Source organism: Pseudomonas sp. Pseusp97, assembly GCF_047304025.1.
GTDB lineage: Bacteria > Pseudomonadota > Gammaproteobacteria > Pseudomonadales > Pseudomonadaceae > Pseudomonas.
On record NZ_JBGLYK010000116.1, the window covers coordinates 1 to 17,626 of the forward strand.

At 66.3% G+C, this 17,626-nt stretch carries 14 protein-coding genes and 1 pseudogene; 9 read left to right on the forward strand and 6 right to left on the reverse strand.

The window, feature by feature from the left end; translation table 11 throughout:
- A pseudogene (locus ACCC94_RS18440) lies at positions 1 to 119 on the reverse strand (hypothetical protein); the annotation flags it as partial.
- A 161-nt stretch (positions 120 to 280) separates the two neighbouring features.
- Here ACCC94_RS18440 and ACCC94_RS18445 point away from each other — a divergent pair.
- From ACCC94_RS18445 to ACCC94_RS18470, 6 genes are all read left to right on the forward strand, one after another.
- The gene (locus tag ACCC94_RS18445; RefSeq protein ID WP_413350942.1) at positions 281 to 754 is read left to right on the forward strand and encodes a PaaI family thioesterase; all 474 of its coding nucleotides are present in this window, start codon (positions 281 to 283) and stop codon (positions 752 to 754) included.
- Positions 751 to 1,197 (forward strand): PaaI family thioesterase, encoded by a 447-nt coding sequence (locus ACCC94_RS18450; protein ID WP_081516718.1) that lies wholly within the window; start codon positions 751 to 753, stop codon positions 1,195 to 1,197. The genes ACCC94_RS18445 and ACCC94_RS18450 overlap by 4 nt, the downstream gene beginning before the upstream one ends.
- On the forward strand, positions 1,198 to 2,442 hold the full coding sequence (locus ACCC94_RS18455; RefSeq protein WP_413350943.1) for an MFS transporter: 1,245 nt from the start codon (positions 1,198 to 1,200) through the stop codon (positions 2,440 to 2,442).
- A 128-nt stretch (positions 2,443 to 2,570) separates the two neighbouring features.
- Positions 2,571 to 4,475, forward strand: a complete 1,905-nt coding sequence (gene htpG, locus ACCC94_RS18460; RefSeq protein WP_413350944.1) for a molecular chaperone HtpG — start codon at positions 2,571 to 2,573, stop codon at positions 4,473 to 4,475.
- A 158-nt stretch (positions 4,476 to 4,633) separates the two neighbouring features.
- The gene (locus tag ACCC94_RS18465) at positions 4,634 to 5,680 is read left to right on the forward strand and encodes an SMI1/KNR4 family protein (RefSeq protein WP_413350945.1); all 1,047 of its coding nucleotides are present in this window, start codon (positions 4,634 to 4,636) and stop codon (positions 5,678 to 5,680) included.
- 100 nt (positions 5,681 to 5,780) lie between these two features.
- A complete protein-coding gene (locus tag ACCC94_RS18470) occupies positions 5,781 to 6,512 on the forward strand; it encodes a dienelactone hydrolase family protein (RefSeq protein ID WP_413350947.1) in 732 nt (243 codons plus the stop codon).
- Between the two features lie 42 nt (positions 6,513 to 6,554).
- On the opposite strand, the gene ACCC94_RS18475 is transcribed toward ACCC94_RS18470, so the two are convergent.
- The 5 genes from ACCC94_RS18475 to ACCC94_RS18495 form a co-directional block, all read right to left on the reverse strand.
- Positions 6,555 to 7,835 carry a cytochrome c gene (locus ACCC94_RS18475; protein ID WP_413350948.1) on the reverse strand — a complete coding sequence of 427 codons (1,281 nt, stop codon included), beginning with the start codon at positions 7,833 to 7,835 and terminating at the stop codon, positions 6,555 to 6,557.
- Complete coding sequence (locus tag ACCC94_RS18480; RefSeq protein WP_413350950.1) at positions 7,832 to 10,078, reverse strand: molybdopterin cofactor-binding domain-containing protein; 2,247 nt, start codon at positions 10,076 to 10,078, stop codon at positions 7,832 to 7,834. Before ACCC94_RS18480 ends, ACCC94_RS18475 begins: the two co-directional genes overlap by 4 nt.
- Entirely contained in the window at positions 10,075 to 10,566 is a 492-nt protein-coding gene (locus tag ACCC94_RS18485) for a (2Fe-2S)-binding protein (protein ID WP_413350951.1), read from the reverse strand. The genes ACCC94_RS18480 and ACCC94_RS18485 overlap by 4 nt, the downstream gene beginning before the upstream one ends.
- Before the next feature lie 170 nt (positions 10,567 to 10,736).
- Positions 10,737 to 11,987 (reverse strand): sugar MFS transporter, encoded by a 1,251-nt coding sequence (locus ACCC94_RS18490; protein ID WP_413350953.1) that lies wholly within the window; start codon positions 11,985 to 11,987, stop codon positions 10,737 to 10,739.
- A gap of 146 nt (positions 11,988 to 12,133) precedes the next feature.
- Positions 12,134 to 13,000 carry a pirin family protein gene (locus tag ACCC94_RS18495; RefSeq protein ID WP_413350954.1) on the reverse strand — a complete coding sequence of 289 codons (867 nt, stop codon included), beginning with the start codon at positions 12,998 to 13,000 and terminating at the stop codon, positions 12,134 to 12,136.
- A gap of 130 nt (positions 13,001 to 13,130) precedes the next feature.
- Between ACCC94_RS18495 and ACCC94_RS18500 the strand changes: the two genes are divergently transcribed.
- From ACCC94_RS18500 to ACCC94_RS18510, 3 genes are all read left to right on the forward strand, one after another.
- Positions 13,131 to 13,604, forward strand: coding sequence for a DUF3859 domain-containing protein (locus tag ACCC94_RS18500; RefSeq protein WP_413350955.1), 474 nt, complete (start codon positions 13,131 to 13,133; stop codon positions 13,602 to 13,604).
- 332 nt (positions 13,605 to 13,936) lie between these two features.
- Positions 13,937 to 15,898, forward strand: coding sequence for a DUF1302 domain-containing protein (locus ACCC94_RS18505; RefSeq protein ID WP_413350957.1), 1,962 nt, complete (start codon positions 13,937 to 13,939; stop codon positions 15,896 to 15,898).
- 13 nt (positions 15,899 to 15,911) lie between these two features.
- Positions 15,912 to 17,282: a DUF1329 domain-containing protein gene (locus ACCC94_RS18510; RefSeq protein WP_413350958.1), complete on the forward strand. Its 1,371-nt coding sequence runs from the start codon at positions 15,912 to 15,914 to the stop codon at positions 17,280 to 17,282.
- The last annotated feature ends 344 nt before the right edge of the window (positions 17,283 to 17,626 follow it).

Consider the following 17,626-nt stretch of genomic DNA (forward strand, 5'->3'; position numbering starts at 1 on the left):
GTTGCCGGCTGCTCGGTCGCGGCGGGGGCGGCCGGGGCTTTCGGCTCTTCTTTCTTGTCGCAGGCGGCAAGGCCGAGGCCAGCGACGATCAGCAGAGCGAAGGGAAGGGTTTTTTTCATGCGGAGCCTCCATGTGTGGCTTTCCTGGTGTTAGCGCTTGGAGTCGAAGTTGTGTGAATTAGTTCAACGATTATTCCAGCGCCCCACCAACCCATCACTGCAGCAGTGACAGCGGCCGGGGTATCATGCGGCCCCGTGCAGTCAATCGGTCACCCCCTCCCATGTCCGAAAATCCACTCCTTGAGCGCGCCCAGCGCTTCCTGTCGGCACTGCGCCACTGCCAGTTGCTGGGCATCAGTGCGCACGCGGCGGACGCTACCGGCCTGACCCTGCGGCTTCCCTACAGCCAAGCCATAGTCGGCAACCCGGAAACCGGCGTGATCCATGGCGGCGCCATCACCACGCTGATGGACACCACCTGCGGCATCTCGACCGTCTGCGTGCTGCCGCAGTTCGAGATCTGCCCGACCCTGGACCTGCGCATCGACTACATGCACCCGGCGCAACCGCACAAGGATGTCTACGGATTCGCCGAGTGCTACCGGGTCACCCCGAACATCATCTTCACCCGCGGCTACGCCTACCAGGACGACCCGTCGGAGCCCATCGCCCACGTGGTCGGCACCTTCATGCGCATGGGCAAGGCGGTCTCCGCCGGCGCGGTGAAGCGCGACGTCGATGGGGGGCAGGCATGAGCGCGGTGAATATCGAGGCCATGGTGCGCGCGGCGCACGAGAGCAAGAACTACGATCCGCTGCTGGACATGATCCCCTACGCCCGGCTGCTCGGCATCCGCTGCCTGCGCCTGGGCGACGACGCGATCTTCCACCTGCCGGCCAACCCGGACAACATCGGCAACCCGACGCTGCCGGCCCTGCATGGCGGGGTGATCGCCGGCTTCATGGAGCAATCGGCGTTGCTGCACCTGCTGATGTTCATGGGCATCCCGCACATGCCCAAGATCATCGACTTTTCCATCGACTACCTGCGCGCCGGGCACTTCCGCGATACCTACGCGCAGTGCCAGGTCTGGCGCCAGGGCAGGCGCGTGGCCAACGTCGCCATCACCGCCTGGCAGACCACCCGCACCGAGCCGATCGCCACCGCCCGTGCGCACTTCAAGGTCGACGGCGCCTGAATGGATACGCTGCTCATCCTGCTCGGCCTGCTGCTGATCCTCGCCGGGTATGTCTGGCTGATCGCCCGCGCGTTCGAACGCAGCCTGTTCTGGGGGCTCGCCAGCCTGCTGCCACCCTTGGCGCTGTTGTTCATGCTGATCCACTGGCGGCACGCCCGAAGTGCAGTCGCCCTTGGGGCGCTGGGCTGCATTCCGCTGGTGGTCGGGCTGACGATGCTGGCCGCCCAGGACAGCGGCCGCCTGCAAGCCATCCTCAGCCTGGAATGGCTCACACCCGAGCCGGTGGCCAAGCCCGAACTGGCCATCAGCCTGCGCGGTGAACTCAATGGCAGGGCCTTCGTGCCGGAGCAGGCCGAGTTCATCGACGGCGTGCTCAGCCTGCGCGAAGGACAGGACTTCTATGCCCACCGCGAAGTCCAGGTGCGCCTGGCGGCGCCCGTCAGCGGGCCGGTCCGGCTGGACGTGCTGCCCGACGACAAGGGCCGCCTGCCGGAAATAGAAGTCAGCTGGCTCGCGCCGGGCCAGGACCTGCCCGAGGCGGTGCGCCTGCAGCGTGGCTACAGCCTGCACCTGGACCTGACACCCAAGGCCCCGAACCGCATGGAAGGCGCCTTCCACCTGGTGCTGCCGGCGGAAATGCAGACCACGCTGTCGGGCACCATCGAAGTCTTTACCGACCGCCTGCGCTACCGCGACGGCGAGGTGGATACCCGCTTCGATTCGCGCGATACCCTGCGCTACGTACTGCAGGACTATCTGCAGCGTCGCTTCGCCCGCCGCGATGTAGCCATCAGCAGGATGCCTGCGCTGGACACCCAGCGGGCCGCCCAGGAGGTGCCCTTGACGGTCGAGGTCGGTGGCGAATCGCAAGCCCTGCAGGTCACGCTGGAAAAAACCCCTGCTCGCGGCTGGGGCGTGCGTGGCGACCGCTATCCGCGACTGAAGGCGGTGAGCGCCGCCGCGACGCCGGCGCCGTCCGCGGTTCCCGCGCAGGCGAGCGTCCCTGTGCCGCAGGCAGTGGAAAGCGGCCGCCTGCCTCTGGAACGCCTGCTGTCCGCTCCGCAGCGCTACGTCAATCGCGGCATGCGCGTGACAACCGAGCGCGGTCGGATCGCCGAGGGCGTGTTCGTCGGCCTCGATGCCGACGGTCGCATCGTCATCCGCCAGGTCATCGACGGGCCGGGAGAGGCCAGCTACACGCTGCGCCCCAGCGAGATCACGGACATCGAGCTGTCGGCACGCTGATCCTGCGCCAGCGGCCCTTGCCGAAGGGTTGGCGAATTTTCGCCAACCCCTTGAATTGGTTCGGGAAGCCCCCATCTCGCTGACATCGGCCGCAAGACGCGGCATTTGTCACCTCGGAGCGAGAAACGATGAGCGCGGAGACTCAAAAAGAAACACTGGGCTTCCAGACCGAAGTGAAGCAACTGCTTCACCTGATGATTCACTCCCTGTATTCGAACAAGGAAATCTTCCTTCGCGAACTGATTTCCAATGCTTCCGACGCGGCCGACAAGCTGCGTTTCGAGGCGCTGGCCAAGCCCGAGCTGCTCGAAGGCGGCGCGGAGCTGAAGATCCGTGTGAGCTTCGACAAGGACGCCAAGACCGTCACCCTCGAAGACAACGGCATCGGCATGAGCCGCGAGGAAGTGATCGCGCACCTGGGCACCATCGCCAAGTCCGGCACCGCCGACTTCCTGAAGAACCTGTCGGGCGACCAGAAGAAGGATTCGCACCTGATCGGCCAGTTCGGCGTGGGCTTCTACAGCGCCTTCATCGTCGCCGACAAGGTCGACGTCTTCACCCGCCGCGCCGGCGCGCCGGCCAGCGAGGGCGTGCACTGGTCGTCCAGAGGCGAGGGCGAGTTCGAGGTCGCGACCATCGAGAAAGCCGAACGCGGCACCCGTATCGTCCTGCACCTCAAGGAGGGCGAGGACGAGTTCGCCGACGGCTGGCGCCTGCGCAATATCGTCAAGAAGTACTCGGACCACATCGCGCTGCCCATCGAGCTGCCGAAAGAGCATTACGGCGAGGAGAAGGACAAGCCGGCCGAGGCCGAGTGGGAAGTGGTCAACCGTGCCAGCGCCCTGTGGACCCGTCCGCGCACCGAGGTGAAGGACGAGGAATACCAGGAGTTCTACAAGCACATCGCCCACGACTTCGAGAACCCGCTGACCTGGAGCCACAACAAGGTCGAGGGCAAGCTCGAGTACACCTCGCTGCTCTACGTACCGTCCCGCGCGCCGTTCGACCTGTACCACCGCGAGGCCCCGCGCGGCCTGAAGCTGTACGTGCAGCGCGTGTTCATCATGGACCAGGCCGACCAGTTCCTGCCGCTGTACCTGCGCTTCGTCAAGGGTGTGGTGGACTCCAACGACCTGTCGCTGAACGTCTCCCGCGAGATCCTGCAGTCCGGCCCGATCGTCGATTCGATGAAGTCGGCGCTGACCAAGCGCTCGCTGGACATGCTGGAGAAACTGGCCAGCAACGACGCCGAAGCCTACAAGGGCTTCTGGAAGAACTTCGGCCAGGTGCTCAAGGAAGGCCCGGCCGAGGACTTCGCCAACAAGGACAAGATCGCCGGCCTGCTGCGCTTCTCTTCCACCAGCGACGAGAGCGGCGAGCAGAGCGTTTCCCTGGCTGACTACATCGGTCGCCTGAAGGAAGGCCAGGACAAGATCTACTACCTCACCGGCGAGTCCTATGCCCAGGTGAAGAACAGCCCGCACCTGGAAGTCTTCCGCAAGAAAGGCATCGAAGTGCTGCTGCTCACCGACCGCATCGACGAATGGCTGATGAGCTACCTGCCGGAGTTCGACGGCAAGCAGTTCGTCGATGTGGCTCGTGGCGACCTGGACCTGGGCAAGCTGGATTCCGAAGAGGACAAGAAGGCCCAGGAAGAGATCGCCAAGGCGAAGGAAGGCCTGGCCGAGCGCCTGAAGGCCGCGCTGGGCGATGAAGTCGCCGAGGTGCGCGTATCCCACCGCCTGACCGATTCGCCGGCGATCCTCGCCATCGGCGAGCAGGACCTGGGCCTGCAGATGCGCCAGATCCTCGAGGCCAGCGGGCAGAAGGTGCCGGAGGCCAAGCCGATCTTCGAGTTCAACCCGGCCCACCCGCTGATCGAGAAACTCGACGCGGAAGCCGACGAAGCTCGCTTCGGCGAGCTGACCCGCATCCTCTTCGACCAGGCCGCCCTGGCCGCGGGGGACAGCCTGAAGGACCCGGCCGCCTACGTGCGCCGCCTGAACAAGCTGCTGGTGGAGCTGTCCGCCTGAGCGCCGTGAAGGCTTGAACAGACGCCACGATTTCAGTGCTGGAATCGTGGCGTTTTTCATTGAGCCTGGCGATGAAAGATCCCGTGCAAGGACGATCGACGGCTCGGAACGCTGACTCAGCGCGGATGCAGGCATCTGCGCCGCAAAGGGAGAAGGGAATGACACAAACTGTTGCGAGAACTACCGGGGCCTTCGCGGGCTTCGATCTGGAAGGCTTCTGGGACGATGGCGACTACTCCGCCAGCCGCTACACCGAGCCAGCCCCCAGCGACGAACTGATTGCGCAGATCGAGGCGGAGTGCGGCTATCGATTGCCGGACGCCTATGTGGAGCTGGCACGCCTGCGCAATGGCGGCGCTGTCGAGCGCTGCTGCTACCCGATGGATGAACCGACCGGCTGGGCCGAGGACCACATCGCCATCACCGGTCTCTATGCCATCGGGCGCACGGCGACCTATTCGCTGTGCGGTGCTCTCGGGTCGGCCTTCATGCGCTCCGAGTGGGGCTATCCGGACATCGGCATCGCCATCGCCAATACCCCCAGCGCCGGGCACGAGATGATCATGCTCGACTACCGCCAGTGCGGCCCACAGGGCGAGCCACGGGTGGTCTATGTGGACCAGGAAGCCGACTTTGCGATTACCGAGGTCGCGCCGGACTTCGCGACCTTCATCCGCGGGCTGGTCAGCGAGGACGAGTTCAACGACGACGCGGAAACTTTCGAAGCCGATCTCGCGACGGTGCAGCGCGGCACGCTGTCGCCCATCCTGCGCCGCGCCCTGGATGCAGCGGCGGCCGAACTGCCCGATGGCGAGCGCTACATCCGCCGCCTGGCCGAGCGGATCGTGCGCGCCAAGGGCTTCTTCGCCATCCATGCCGACCCGGATTCGCAGCTGATGTACGACGCCATGTTCTGGCTGTTCTCCCAGCTCAAGCTTGCCGAGTCATACGAAGACTTCCATGACTGCTCCCGGGAGCAGAGCGATTACCGGCGCCCCTGCTACACGCTGATGCTGACTACCCGCTATGTGGCCGACCTTTACGGGTTCTGCACCGGCGGCTATGCCCCCGGCTTCCTGCGTGACTGGTGGGATGCGCGGCTCGCCGCCGGCAGCATCGTTCACGGCGAGGGCGGCTACCGTTTCGAGGCGGACTATGCGGCCCGGTTGGTCCGTACCTTGCTGGCGATAGACGCGCCGTCCTGACAGCCGCCCGTGCAGGAATCACCTGCCGCTCCCGAGATTGTTGAATAAGGTCGATCCCGGTTCGCTATATTTCTCCGGCATTCACTAGAGGACTACCCCAATGAGTCAGATCAGCGTGCAACCGGTCGCCTACAGTCAGGACGGCGTGTCCTTCGAGGGCCAACTGGTATTCGATGCTGCCAGCAACGCACCGCGCCCCGGCCTGCTGATGGCGCCGAACTGGATGGGCGTCAGCCAGGGCGCCGTGGATATCGCGCGCAACGTCGCCGAGCGCGGCTACGTAGTGCTGGTGGCCGACCTGTATGGCAAGGACGTGCGCCCCAACGGCACGGAGCAGGCGGCCGCCGCCATGATGCCGCTCAAGGATGACCGCGCGCTGCTGCGCAAGCGCATGCAGCTTTCCCTCGCCACCCTGCTGGAGCAGGCCGGCAAGGCGCCGCTGGATACCAGCCGGCTGGCCACCTTCGGCTTCTGCTTCGGCGGCTGCTGCGCACTGGAACTGGCCCGCGACGGCGCGCCACTGGCGGCTGCGGTGTCCTTCCATGGCACCCTGGATACGCCGAACCCGGCCGATGCGCAGAACATCAAGGGCTCGGTGCTGGTCCTCGACGGCGCCATCGATCCCTTCGTGCCGCGTGAGCAGCTGACCGAGTTCGCCAAGGAAATGATCGACGCCAAGGTCGATTGGGCGCTGACCAGCTATGGCGGCGCGGCGCATTCCTTCACCGATCCGCATGCGCAGATCCCGGGCAAGATGCAGTACGACGCCAAGGTGGCGCGCCGTGCCTTTGCCGCCATGTTCGACCTGCTGGACGAGCGCTTCGGCGCCTGACCCGACCGGGGGAGGGCGTCGCGCCGCTCCCCCGTGCAGGACTCAACGCAGCTTGGCCACCTTGAACTCCAGGTCCGGCCAGGCTGGCAGGCCGGCGAAATCCTCCCGCAGGTAACGCGCCAGCGCGATGATCTGCTCGTTGTTCAGGCTATGGCGGAATGCCGGCATGTAGCCCAGCTGCGGCCGTGCGGGATTGCCGATGCCCTCCAGGATCACCTTCAGCAGGTTGTCCGGCGTGGCCGCGTACAGCTTGCCGCTCACCGCCAGCGACGGTTGCACTCCATCGAGCCTCGGGCCGTCACCATCGTGGTGGCAGGCCATGCAGGCACCACTGAAAATGCGGCCTCCGCTGCTACTGACGGGCTGCAGGGTGCCGTAGGTGCGTTGCTCCAGTTCGACTTTCCGTTTCTCGGGCGAGAAGTCTCCCGGCTGCTCCGGCAGGAAGGTCGCGAGGTAGCGCGCCATGGCCTGCAGGTCCGCGTCCGGTTGCTGCGTGAGCCCCGCGGCCACCGGCGCCATGGGGCCGGCGGCGGCGCCGTGGTAGCGGGAAAAACCGTTGCGTAGGTACTCCAGCAGCGTTGCCTGGGTCCAGGCGATAGCAGATTTGCTGAGTTCATTGAGCGGCGGAGCCTGCCATCCGTCCACCGTCGCGCCGGCGAAGCGTTGCCTGCCGGAGCGTTCCGCGCCCAGGACGTTGCGTGGCGAGTGGCAGGCGCTGCAATGGCCCAGTCCTTCCACCAGATAGGCACCGCGATTCCAGGCTGCATCGCGCTGCGGCTTCGGCTGGAAGGGCCCCTCGTCGAAGAACAGGAAGTTCCAGCCCGCCATGATCCGACGCTGGTTGTAAGGGAAGCGCAGGCGGTCGTCCGGCGTAGCCGCCGCGATGGCCGGGCGGCTCATCAGGTAGGCGTAGAGGTCGCGCAGGTCTTCGTCGCCGACGCGGGTGAACGCGGGATAGGGGAAGGCCGGGTAGAGGAAGGCACCCTCGCGCGAGATGCCTTCGCGCATGGCCCGCTTGAAGGCGGCGAAGGACCAGGCGCCGATGCCGGTGTCGCGGTCCGGGGTGAGGTTGGTGGTGTAGAGCGTGCCGAACGGCGTGGGCATGGCGCGACCGCCGGTCAACGCAGCGCCGCCGTCGCGGGTGTGGCACGTAGCGCAGCCGCCCAGAGCGGCCAACTGCTGCCCGCGAGCGATGGCTTCGGCGCTGAAGCTGGCCGGTTCGGGGGGCTCGATGGGCGCGATGCCGGGCTGCCAGCTGAGGAGCAGGCACGCCGCTACCAGGCCGGCAATTCCGCCGATGGCGGCCAGTGAAAAGTTCTTCATGTCGGTTGCTTCCCTTGCAGGGCGGCGCGAACCCGCTCGGGCGTGAACGGCGGGCGAGTGAAACGCACGCCGGTGGCATCGTGCAGGGCATTGGCGATGGCGGCGGCGCCGGGAACGGAGGTGGCTTCCCCGGCTCCCAGCGGCGGCGCTCCGGGGCGGTCGAGCAGCAGCGCGGTGATCCTCGGCACCTGGGGGAAGCCGAGGATCGGGTATCCGCCCCATTCCAGGCTGGTGACACCGCAGCGGTCGAAAGTGGTGTACTCCAGCAACGCGCGGCTGGTGGCCTGGATCACGTTGCCATGGACCTGATGGCGCACTCCATCGGGGTTGACCATCTGCCCGCAGTCCTGGGCCACGTGCACGTCCGTCACGCGCACGGCACCGGTGTGCGGCTCGACCTCGACGTCCACTATCCAGGCCGCCCAGGCCGAGCCGAACCCCGGGAAGGCGCTGTGGAAGTAGCGCGCATAGGCGAAGCCGCGCCCGACCAGCAGGTTGCCCTGGCGCGCCAGCGGGTTGGGTGAGACGCGCGGCTGCCAGCGCGCGGAAGTGGCCAGCGACCTGATCAGCGCCACCGCGCGCTCGTCGTGCAGGTAGCGCAGGCGGAGCTCGATGGGGTCGGCGCCGGCCATCTGCGCCAGTTCATCGATATAGGACTCGTGGGCGAAAACGTTGGGGAGTGCGGAGACGCCGCGCATCCACGACGCGCGAACGATGGGCGCGGCGTCGTTGCAGACCACGCGCATGTGCGGATAGGCGTACTGCGGGATGGCGGTGCGGTCGCCCATCTGCGTCACCTGGGGCTTCAAGTCCACCCGCGAGGTGAGCAGCAGCGCCAGATTGATGCCGTTGTTGGAGGGGTAGCAGGTGGCGAAGTCGTAGGCGGCCACGTTGCCGTCCTTGTCCAGCCCACCGCGCACTTCGATCAGTTGCGCCGCCCCCTTGGGCTCCCAGCCATGCTCCTGCTCGCGTGTCAGTTGCACACGCACCGGTCGGCCGACCGCGATGGCGAGCAGGGCGGCATCGGCGGCGACGTCATCGGCACAGTTGCGCCCGTAGCAGCCGGACGCCTCCATCCGGATGACCTCGACCTGCTCGGCCTGCATACCCAGCAGTACCGCCAGGTCGGCGCGCAGGTCGTGGGGATTCTGGCTGCCGGACCAGACCTTGATCACGCCGTCCTCGAAGTGCGCCAGTGCACAGGAAGGACCGATGGAAGCATGCTGCTGGTAGGGCCAGACGTAGGTGCGCTGCAGCGGGCGCTCGACCTGTTTGAGCACTGCTTCGATCTGCGCATCGTCTTGCAGCAGGCGAGGCTGCCTGGGATGGGCGCGCAGGGTTGCTTCCAGGTCGTCGAGACCGAGCGGCGGCAGGTCGCTCCAGCTCTTCCAGCGTACCTTCAGCGCCCGCGCGATGCGGATCGCCTGTTCCTCGCGCTCGACCACCACGCCGATGAAATCACCCACCACCACCAGCCGGACGAAGCCCGGCAAGTGAGCGACGGATCGCTCGTCCACCTCCACCAGGCTCCTGCCCAGCGGCGCGTTGACGTCCGCGCCGGTAAAGGGAGGGCGCACTACGCGGCCATGGAGCATCCCCGGCAGGCGCATGTCATGCACGTAGGTCAGCTCGCCGGTGACCTTGGCCGGAATATCCAGGCGCGGTACCGAATGGCCGACCACCCGGTATTCGCTGTGCGGCTTGAGCGGTGTGCTGGCATCGATCTTCAACTCGAAACGCTCGCCGCGCAGCAGTTCGCCATAACCGATACGGCGAGTCGGTTTGCGCAGGACGAAGATTTCCCCGCCCGCGCAGCCCAGCTGGCGGATATCGGTCTTGAGCACCTGGGCTGCACGCTGCATCAGGAACTCCCGCGCTTCGGCCGCCGCCCGGCGCAGCGGAATGGCGCTGACCTGCAGGCTGGAGCTGGCAATGGTCGGCCCCTGGTCGGGCGTGTAGCGGGTGTCGCCCAGCAGCAGGGTCACCTGCCGGATATCGACGTTCAGTTCCTCGGCGACCAGCTGGCTCAGCGCGGTGCGGATGCCGGTGCCCAGGTCGACATGGCCGCACGCGGCAGTGATGGTGCCGTTGCCGGCGATGGCGATGAAGCTGTCGACCTGATCCAGCGGCAGGGGAAGCGCGCTGGTGGGTTGTGCCAGCAGTGGGCGCGGCAACTGCACGCTGACCAGCAGCGCGCCGCCTGCCTTGAGGAAGCTGCGGCGGCTGAAAGGCTTCGCGCTCATGTCGGGTTCCCCTGTCCGCCACCTCCGGCCTCGCCGGCGGCGCGCCGCACGGCGTTGAGGATTTCCAGGTGGGTACCGCAACGGCACAGGTTGTAGGCCAGCTCCTGGCGAATCTGCTCGTCGCTCGGGTTGGGGATGCGGGCGAGCAGGGCGGCGCTGGTCATGACCATCCCGTTGGTGCAGTAGCCGCATTGCGCGGCCTGCTCGTCGATGAAGGCCTGCTGCACAGGATGCGGCGCTTCGAGCGTACCGAGGCCTTCCAGTGTAGTGACCTGGCGTCCTGCGGCGGCGCTGAGCGGGGTGATGCAGGAGCGGGTCGCGACGCCATCCAGATGCACGGTGCAGGCGCCGCACTCGCCCAGGCCGCAGCCGAACTTGGGCCCGTTGAGTTGCAGGTCGTTGCGCAGGACATACAGCAGCGGCGTATCGGCAGGCACGGTGAGCTGCCGGGGCTGGCCGTTGACGACCAGCGAGAGGGGATCGGCCACGGAGGCTCCTTCCTGAAGAGAGTCATGCCCCGGCGCGCGGCCATGGCCGGGGCGGGGAAAAGGAAGGGAGTCTTCGGCAGCGGCCTGCCGCCAGCTAGGGCGAGCAGGCCGAAAGGGCTGTAGGAATCAGGCGATAGGGGCGCTGCCGGTGCGCCCCGTCAGCGAGGGCATCAGCGGTTGCCGGCGGGAACCGCAGGGGATTGGTCGGCGCGATAGCCGCGGGCGCCGAACCAGACGATGTACAGGTAGCACACCAGCGGCACGGCGAAGGAGGGCAGCAGGCCGATGCGATCCGCGAAGAAGGCCTGCACCAGCGGCATCACCGCGCCGCCGACTATGGCCATGCAGAGCAGGCCGGAACCCTTGCTGGTGAGGTTGCCCAGGCCTTCCAGCGCCAGGGAGAAGATGGTCGGGAACATGATCGAGTTGAACAGGCCGATCAGGATCAGCGCCCACATCGCCACGTGGCCGCCGACACTCAGCGCGATGCCGATCAGCACGGCGATGGCCACGGCGTTGAAGGCCAGCAACCGGTTCGGCGCGATGGCGCGCATCAGCGCGCTGCCGATGAAGCGCCCGACCATGGCGCCGCCCCAGTAGAACGACAGGTACTTGCCGGCCTGTTCGGCCGGCAGCCCGGCGATGTCCGGCTGGCCCATCAGGCTGACCAGGTAGCTGCCGATGGACACCTCGGCGCCGACGTAGCAGAAGATCGCGATGACCCCGAAGACCAGGTGCCGATGGGCGAAGATCGACTGGCGCCCGGCCACGCCATCGGTGGGTGCGCCGTGGTGGATCTGCGGCAGGCGGAAGAGGGCGATCAGCACGGCAATGGCGAACAGCAGGCCGGCGAGCACCAGGTAGGGCGTCTTCACCGAGTCGGCTTCGCTGGCGGCGGAGCCGATCTGCGAAGCGGCTCCCGCACCGATGGCGAGGATCGTCAGCGAGCCCACCAGCGGCCCGACCGTGGTGCCCAGGGAGTTGAACGCCTGGGTGAGGTTCAGCCGGCTCGCAGCGGTCGATGCCGGGCCGAGAACGTTCACGTAGGGGTTGGCCGCGACCTGCAGCAGGGTGATGCCCGAGGCAAGGATGAACAGCGCGGCGAGGAAGAACGGATAGGACTGTGCACTGGCCGCCGGGTAGAACAGCAGGCAGCCGATGCCCGCGGTGGCGAGGCCGATGATGATCCCGCGCTTGTAGCCGACCCTTTCCACCAGGCGCCCGGAGGGGAAGGACATGACGAAGTAGGCGCCGAAGAAGCAGAACTGGATCAGCGAGGCCTGCACATAGGACAGGGTGAAGACCGCCTTGAGATGCGGCACGAGGATATCGTTCAGCGAGGTGATCAGGCCCCACATGAAGAACAGCAGGGTCAGCACGGTGAGGGCGCTGGTGTGGCGGTTGGCGGTCGACTGGTCCATCACGGACTCCTTGGGCCAGAAGTAGCGGGCTTGCCGTTGGCAAGGGTTCAGGACGCGCGATGTTCCGGTAAAGCGCTGCGCACGTCCTCTTTCGTTCGCCGGTTTCGACCGCCGGGAGGCGATTTCTGATCGGCTTCTCTGTATCGCTAGCGCGGCAGCTCGATACGTTCCGACTCGCCCGGCACGGTCGGCCAGTCGCGAGCGGCCCAGCGTGCGCGAGCGCTATCGATCAGAGCCGGGTCGCTGGCGACGAAGTTCCAGTTCATCCGCCTCGGCCCGTCCAGCGGCTCGCCGCCGATGATCACCGCGTGGCAGTCGCCACAGGCGGAGAGGGTGAAGGTTTCGCCTTCGGGCAGTACCACCAGCCGGTGCAGCGGTAGCGGCTCATCGTCCAGCAGCGCCTCGCCTTCGATCAGGTATAGCGCGCGCTCGGGATGTTCGGCGGGGATCGCCAGCGTCGCACCGGCGGTCAGCTGCAGGTCGGCGTAGAGCGTCTTCGAACGCACCGGTACCGGGGACTCCAGGCAGAAACCTGAGCCTGCGATCATGCGGATGCGCACGCCCAGGCTGTCGCTCTCCGGCAGGCTGGCGCTGGCATGGTGGCTGTAGCTGGGTTCGCAACCTTCCAGCTCGCGCGGCAGGGCCAGCCAGGCCTGTAGCCCGTGCAGGCGCGAGCCGCTGTGCAGCAGGTCGGCCGGGGTCCGCTCGACGTGGGCGACGCCGCGCCCGGCGGTCATCCAGCTGACGTCGCCGGGCAGCACGAGCTGGTCCGAGCCGAGGCTGTCCTTGTGCTGCACCTGGCCCTCGAACAGGTAGGTGAGGGTGGACAGGCCGATGTGCGGGTGCTGGCGGATGTCCATGCCGTGCTCCGGCGCAAAGCGGCTTTCGAGCATATGGTCGAAGAACACGAAGGGGCCGACATTGCGGCGCTGCGCCGAAGGCAACGGCCGCAGGATGGGCACGCCCTCGACGTCTTCGGCGCGGGGGCGGATGCTTAGCAGGTTGTCGCTCATGATGCTGTCCAGTGGTCCGATCCACGCATGATAGCCGCTTGGCAAGGTGCCGACCGGCCTGGCTTGAAGCTGTCATCAGCCTGTCACGCCCATGTCATAGCCTCGCGCGGACCCCAACAAGGAGCGCGACATGTCCATTTCCCGCCTGCCAGCAGTCCTGGCTCTCTCCCTGGCTTGTGCCTTTGCCTCCTCGGCCTTCGCCGAAGTGCGCGTCAACGGTCCGGTCGAGTACGGCGTCTTCGTCAGCAACTACAAGGACTACCAGCCGGGCGAGCGCGTGCTGACCCGCAGCGAGCAGCAGATCGAGTCGACCACCCGCGTGCCGGCCAAGCTGGGCACCCAGTTCGGCATGCGCTACCAGCTCAGCGGCAAGCAGGAAGGCGACACCCCGTTGACCCTGCTGTACTTCACCCCCGGCGTGGTCACTCCGGACGGCCAGCGCCACGACAAGTTCGAGGTGGTGCAGAAACTGGTGGTGGGCGCGCCTACCGACGTGATGGCCTACCAGTTCACCGAGAACCATGAGGTCGTGCAGGGCCAGTGGCGCTTCATGGTGTTCCAGGGAGACCGTCTGCTCGCGGAGAAGACCTTCACCGTCGAGTAACGCTCGCGGTATTCGCTCCGGCGACGAACCTTTCTGTATGAAAAAAGCCCGGCAATCTGCCGGGCTTTTCTTTGCCTTGTGAGTGACGCGGATTACATCTGCGGATTGGCAGCAGGGAAACAGTTTGTTACTTTGCCTGCACGATAGTCCCAACTCCCGCGTGCGAGTCAGAAGAGGAGAGGGAGCCAAAGCGCCCGCAAGCGCTCTGGCAGGAGTGTTACTGCACGATGGCCCGGTTTGTCCGAGGTCCTCGGCAGCCGAGAAACGAATAAGAACAGCGCCGGCCGCAATGACCGGGGCGATAAATCTTGGCCATGGAGGTAATGCTGTCTATGAACAGTCGATTGGGTGCGCGCTCGTCCATTTTCTGGGCTCCGCGCAAGGCGGGGGCAGTGATGGGGCTTCTGCCGCTGCTGGTGGCGGGCTCGGCCCAGGCCCTGGAGTTCAAGCTGGCCGAGAACGAGATCACCGGCTCGCTGGACAGCACGCTGTCCTATGGCGCCATGTGGCGCGTGCAGGGCCGCGACAAGAGCAATATCACCGATATCAACGCCGACGACGGCAACCGCAACTTCGACACCGGCCTGGTTTCCCAGGTCTTCAAGCTCACCTCCGATCTCTCGGCCAAGTACCAGAATTACGGCCTGTTCATGCGTGGCACTGCCTACTACGACACGCAGATCATGGACAAGCGCAACGACTACTACGACACCACCAACGGCGTGGAGCGTCCCAGCCAGTCGTTCCCGCAGGACGATCACTTCACCGATGACACCCGCCACATCGCCGGGCGCAAGGCCGAACTGCTCGACGCCTACCTGTCCGGCAGCTGGGACGTTGCCGAGCACCCGCTGACCGGCCGCGTCGGCCGCCAGGTGCTGAACTGGGGCGAGGGCGTGTTCTACCGGGGCGGTATCAACACCATCAACCCGGTGGACGCCGCGCGCTTCCACCTGCCGGGCTCCGAACTCAAGGAAGTGCTGGTGCCGACCGAGGCGCTGAGCCTCAACTTCGGACTGACCGACGACCTGTCCATGGAGACCTTCTACCAGTGGAAGTGGAAGGAGACCCGCCTGGACTCGGTGGGCACCTACTTTTCCGACACCGACCTGTTCAGCGACGGCGGCAACACCGCCTACACCACCGAGGACAATCCGCTGATCAAGGAGCTGCTGGCCGGCTACCCCACGGTTGCCTCCCTCGGGCTGCTGGGCAACGGGCCGCACGGGCCGAACGCCTACCTGAACCCCAACACCGGCACCTTCAAGGTGGCCAACGTCGGCAAGGACATCGACGCCCGCGACAGCGGCCAGTTCGGCGTGGCCTTCCGCTACATCGCCGAGGAGCTCAACTCCACGGAGTTCGGCTTCTACTTCGTCAACTACCACGCCAAGGAGCCGCAGATCGCCGTGGACCTGCGCCGCTACCAGGGCGTCAACGTCGACGAACTGAACGCACTGCTCGGCCCGCTCGGCCTGGGCGAGGCGGTGCCGGGGCTGGCCACGCTGGACATGGCCAGCAACGCCGAGGCGCGTCGCGACTACGTCGAAGACATCCGCATGTACGGCTTCAGCTTCAACACCACCCTGGGCGATGCGTCGGTGTCCGGCGAGATCGCCTACCGGCCGAACATGCCGATCAGCATCTCCGCCACCGACGACATCCTCGGCGACCTGCTGACCCAGGGCGTGCTCGGCCAGACCAACCTGTTCGACGCCAATGCGCCCGCTGGCCAGGCCTGCGCGCCGGTGGCCGGCAAGCAGCTGTGCCGCGGCGCGCTGTTCGAAAACTACGAGCGCGCCGAGACCTACAACATCTCGCTGTCGACCATCTACAACTTCGGCCCGCACCTGAGCTTCGACTCCATGACCGGCGTGGCCGAGCTGGCCTCCGAGCACATCCGCGGCAGCAGCCTGGAGTACACCGCCTGGGACGGCAGCAAGCGCAAGTTCGTCGGTGCCCAGGACAAGGCCTACGTCGGCGGCAACGGCGACGACGTACAGATCGACCGCGACAGCTATGGCTACACCCTGCTGCTCACCGGCAGCTGGAACGATGTCTACGCTGGGGTGAAGCTGTCGCCCTATGCCGTCTACCAGGAGGACTTCAGCGGCAACTCCGACCGTACCGGCAACTTCATCGAGGGCCGCAAGGCCTACACCCTCGGTATCGACGCCAGCTACCTGAACACCTTCGAGGTCGGCACCCAGTACACCAACTACTACGGCGCCGGCTCCAGCAACTCCATGCGCGACCGCGACAACGTCTCGATCACCGCGAAATACTCGTTCTGATCCGGAGAGGACCATGTACAAGAAGAGTTCCCTGATCGTCCTGGCCACGCTGATGGCCCTGGCCGTCACCGATGCGCGTGCCGCCGTCCCGGCCGACCAGGCCGCCCAGCTCAAGAGCAAGCTGACGCCCATGGGCGCGGAGAAGGCCGGCAACGCCGCCGGCAGCATTCCCGCCTGGAGCGGCGGCCTGACCTCCGCGCCCGCCGGCTACAAGGGGCCGGGTTCGCACCACGTCGATCCGTTCGCTGGCGAGAAGCCGCAGTTCGTCATCACCAAGGCCAACCTCGACCAGTACAAGGCGAACCTGACGCCGGGGCAGATCGCGCTGTTCAACGCCTACCCGGACAGCTACCAGATGCCCGTCTACCAGACCCACCGCACCGGCTCGGCGCCGCAGTGGGTCTACGACAACATCTACAAGAACGCCACCAGCGCCAAGCTGGTGGAAGGCGGCAACGGCTTCTCCGATGCCTACGGCGGCGTGCCGTTCCCGATCCCGCAGAGCGGCGTGGAAGCAGTGTGGAACCACATCGCGCGCTATCGCGGCACCTACATCGTGCGGCGCTCCTCCCAGGCCGGCGTGCAGCGCAACGGCGCGTACGCACTGGTGACCTCCCAGGACGAGGCGCTGTTCCGCTTCTACGACCCCAAAGGCAGCTTCGAAAAGCTCGGCAACACCATGTTCTACTACATGACCTTCACCACCGCCCCGGCCCGCCTGGCCGGTAATGGTGCGCTGGTGCAGGAGACCCTGGACCAGGTCAAGGAGCCGCGCCAGGCCTGGGGCTACAACCCCGGCCAGCGCCGCGTGCGCCGCGCGCCGACGCTGGCCTACGACACCCCCATCGAAGACTCCGACGGCCTGCGTACCGCCGACGACACCGACATGTACAACGGCGCGCCGGACCGCTACGACTGGACCCTGGTGGGCAAGAAGGAAATCTACATTCCCTATAACAACTACCAGGTCACCAGCCCGGAGGTGAAGTACAAGGACCTGCTCACCCCCGGCCACATCAATCCCAAGTACACCCGCTACGAGCTGCACCGCGTGTGGGTGGTGGACGGCAAGCTGAAGCCCGGCGCGCGGCACATCTACTCGCGTCGCACCCTGTACCTCGACGAGGACAGCTGGGGCGCCGCCGTGGTGGACCAGTACGATGGCCGCGGCGAGCTGTGGCGCGTGTCCCAGGCCTACCTGAAGAGCTTCTACGAGCAGCCGATGGTGTGGACGGCGCTGGATACCTTCCATGACCTGCAGGCGCACCGCTACAGCATCCAGTGGCTGGACAACGAGGAACCGGGCACTGCCGACTTCAGCCAGCCATCGCCGGACGAAGCCAACTTCAGCCCGTCGGCGCTGCGGCGCAAGGCATCGCGCTAAGTCCGCAAATAACGAAGGCCCCGCAAGGGGCCTTTTTCTTTCCCGGCCAGCGATACGACCCGTAATCCGCGACAGGGCCGGCGCGTTCTTTTGCGCTGGTGTTTCGGTCACTGCCTTAGCTTGGGTGTTCAGCGCCGCTTTGGCGTGTGCGCGGACTTCTCGTTTCGCCCCCTCGGGCGACCTTCTTTGGCAAACGCCCCAAAGGCAAAGGTCTTGCCCCGGACATCCGGTTTTTCGCCTAGGCGAAAAATTCCCTCGTTGAAGCGAAGTTTCAGGGGCACGCGCTGACGGGCCATCCCTGGCCCGACAGCGCTCTCGCGACATCCATGTCGCTCAACCCCTGA

What these genes read in the sequence shown, in the direction of transcription:
- ACCC94_RS18445 (WP_413350942.1), top strand. Translation starts at nt 281, where the DNA reads ATGTCCGAAAATCCACTCCTTGAGCGCGCCCAGCGCTTCCTGTCGGCA.
- ACCC94_RS18450 (WP_081516718.1), top strand. Translation starts at nt 751, where the DNA reads ATGAGCGCGGTGAATATCGAGGCCATGGTGCGCGCGGCGCACGAGAGC.
- ACCC94_RS18455 (WP_413350943.1), top strand. Translation starts at nt 1,198, where the DNA reads ATGGATACGCTGCTCATCCTGCTCGGCCTGCTGCTGATCCTCGCCGGG.
- htpG (WP_413350944.1), top strand. Translation starts at nt 2,571, where the DNA reads ATGAGCGCGGAGACTCAAAAAGAAACACTGGGCTTCCAGACCGAAGTG.
- ACCC94_RS18465 (WP_413350945.1), top strand. Translation starts at nt 4,634, where the DNA reads ATGACACAAACTGTTGCGAGAACTACCGGGGCCTTCGCGGGCTTCGAT.
- ACCC94_RS18470 (WP_413350947.1), top strand. Translation starts at nt 5,781, where the DNA reads ATGAGTCAGATCAGCGTGCAACCGGTCGCCTACAGTCAGGACGGCGTG.
- ACCC94_RS18475 (WP_413350948.1), bottom strand. Translation starts at nt 7,835, where the DNA reads ATGAAGAACTTTTCACTGGCCGCCATCGGCGGAATTGCCGGCCTGGTA.
- ACCC94_RS18480 (WP_413350950.1), bottom strand. Translation starts at nt 10,078, where the DNA reads ATGAGCGCGAAGCCTTTCAGCCGCCGCAGCTTCCTCAAGGCAGGCGGC.
- ACCC94_RS18490 (WP_413350953.1), bottom strand. Translation starts at nt 11,987, where the DNA reads ATGGACCAGTCGACCGCCAACCGCCACACCAGCGCCCTCACCGTGCTG.
- ACCC94_RS18495 (WP_413350954.1), bottom strand. Translation starts at nt 13,000, where the DNA reads ATGAGCGACAACCTGCTAAGCATCCGCCCCCGCGCCGAAGACGTCGAG.
- ACCC94_RS18500 (WP_413350955.1), top strand. Translation starts at nt 13,131, where the DNA reads ATGTCCATTTCCCGCCTGCCAGCAGTCCTGGCTCTCTCCCTGGCTTGT.
- ACCC94_RS18505 (WP_413350957.1), top strand. Translation starts at nt 13,937, where the DNA reads ATGAACAGTCGATTGGGTGCGCGCTCGTCCATTTTCTGGGCTCCGCGC.
- ACCC94_RS18510 (WP_413350958.1), top strand. Translation starts at nt 15,912, where the DNA reads ATGTACAAGAAGAGTTCCCTGATCGTCCTGGCCACGCTGATGGCCCTG.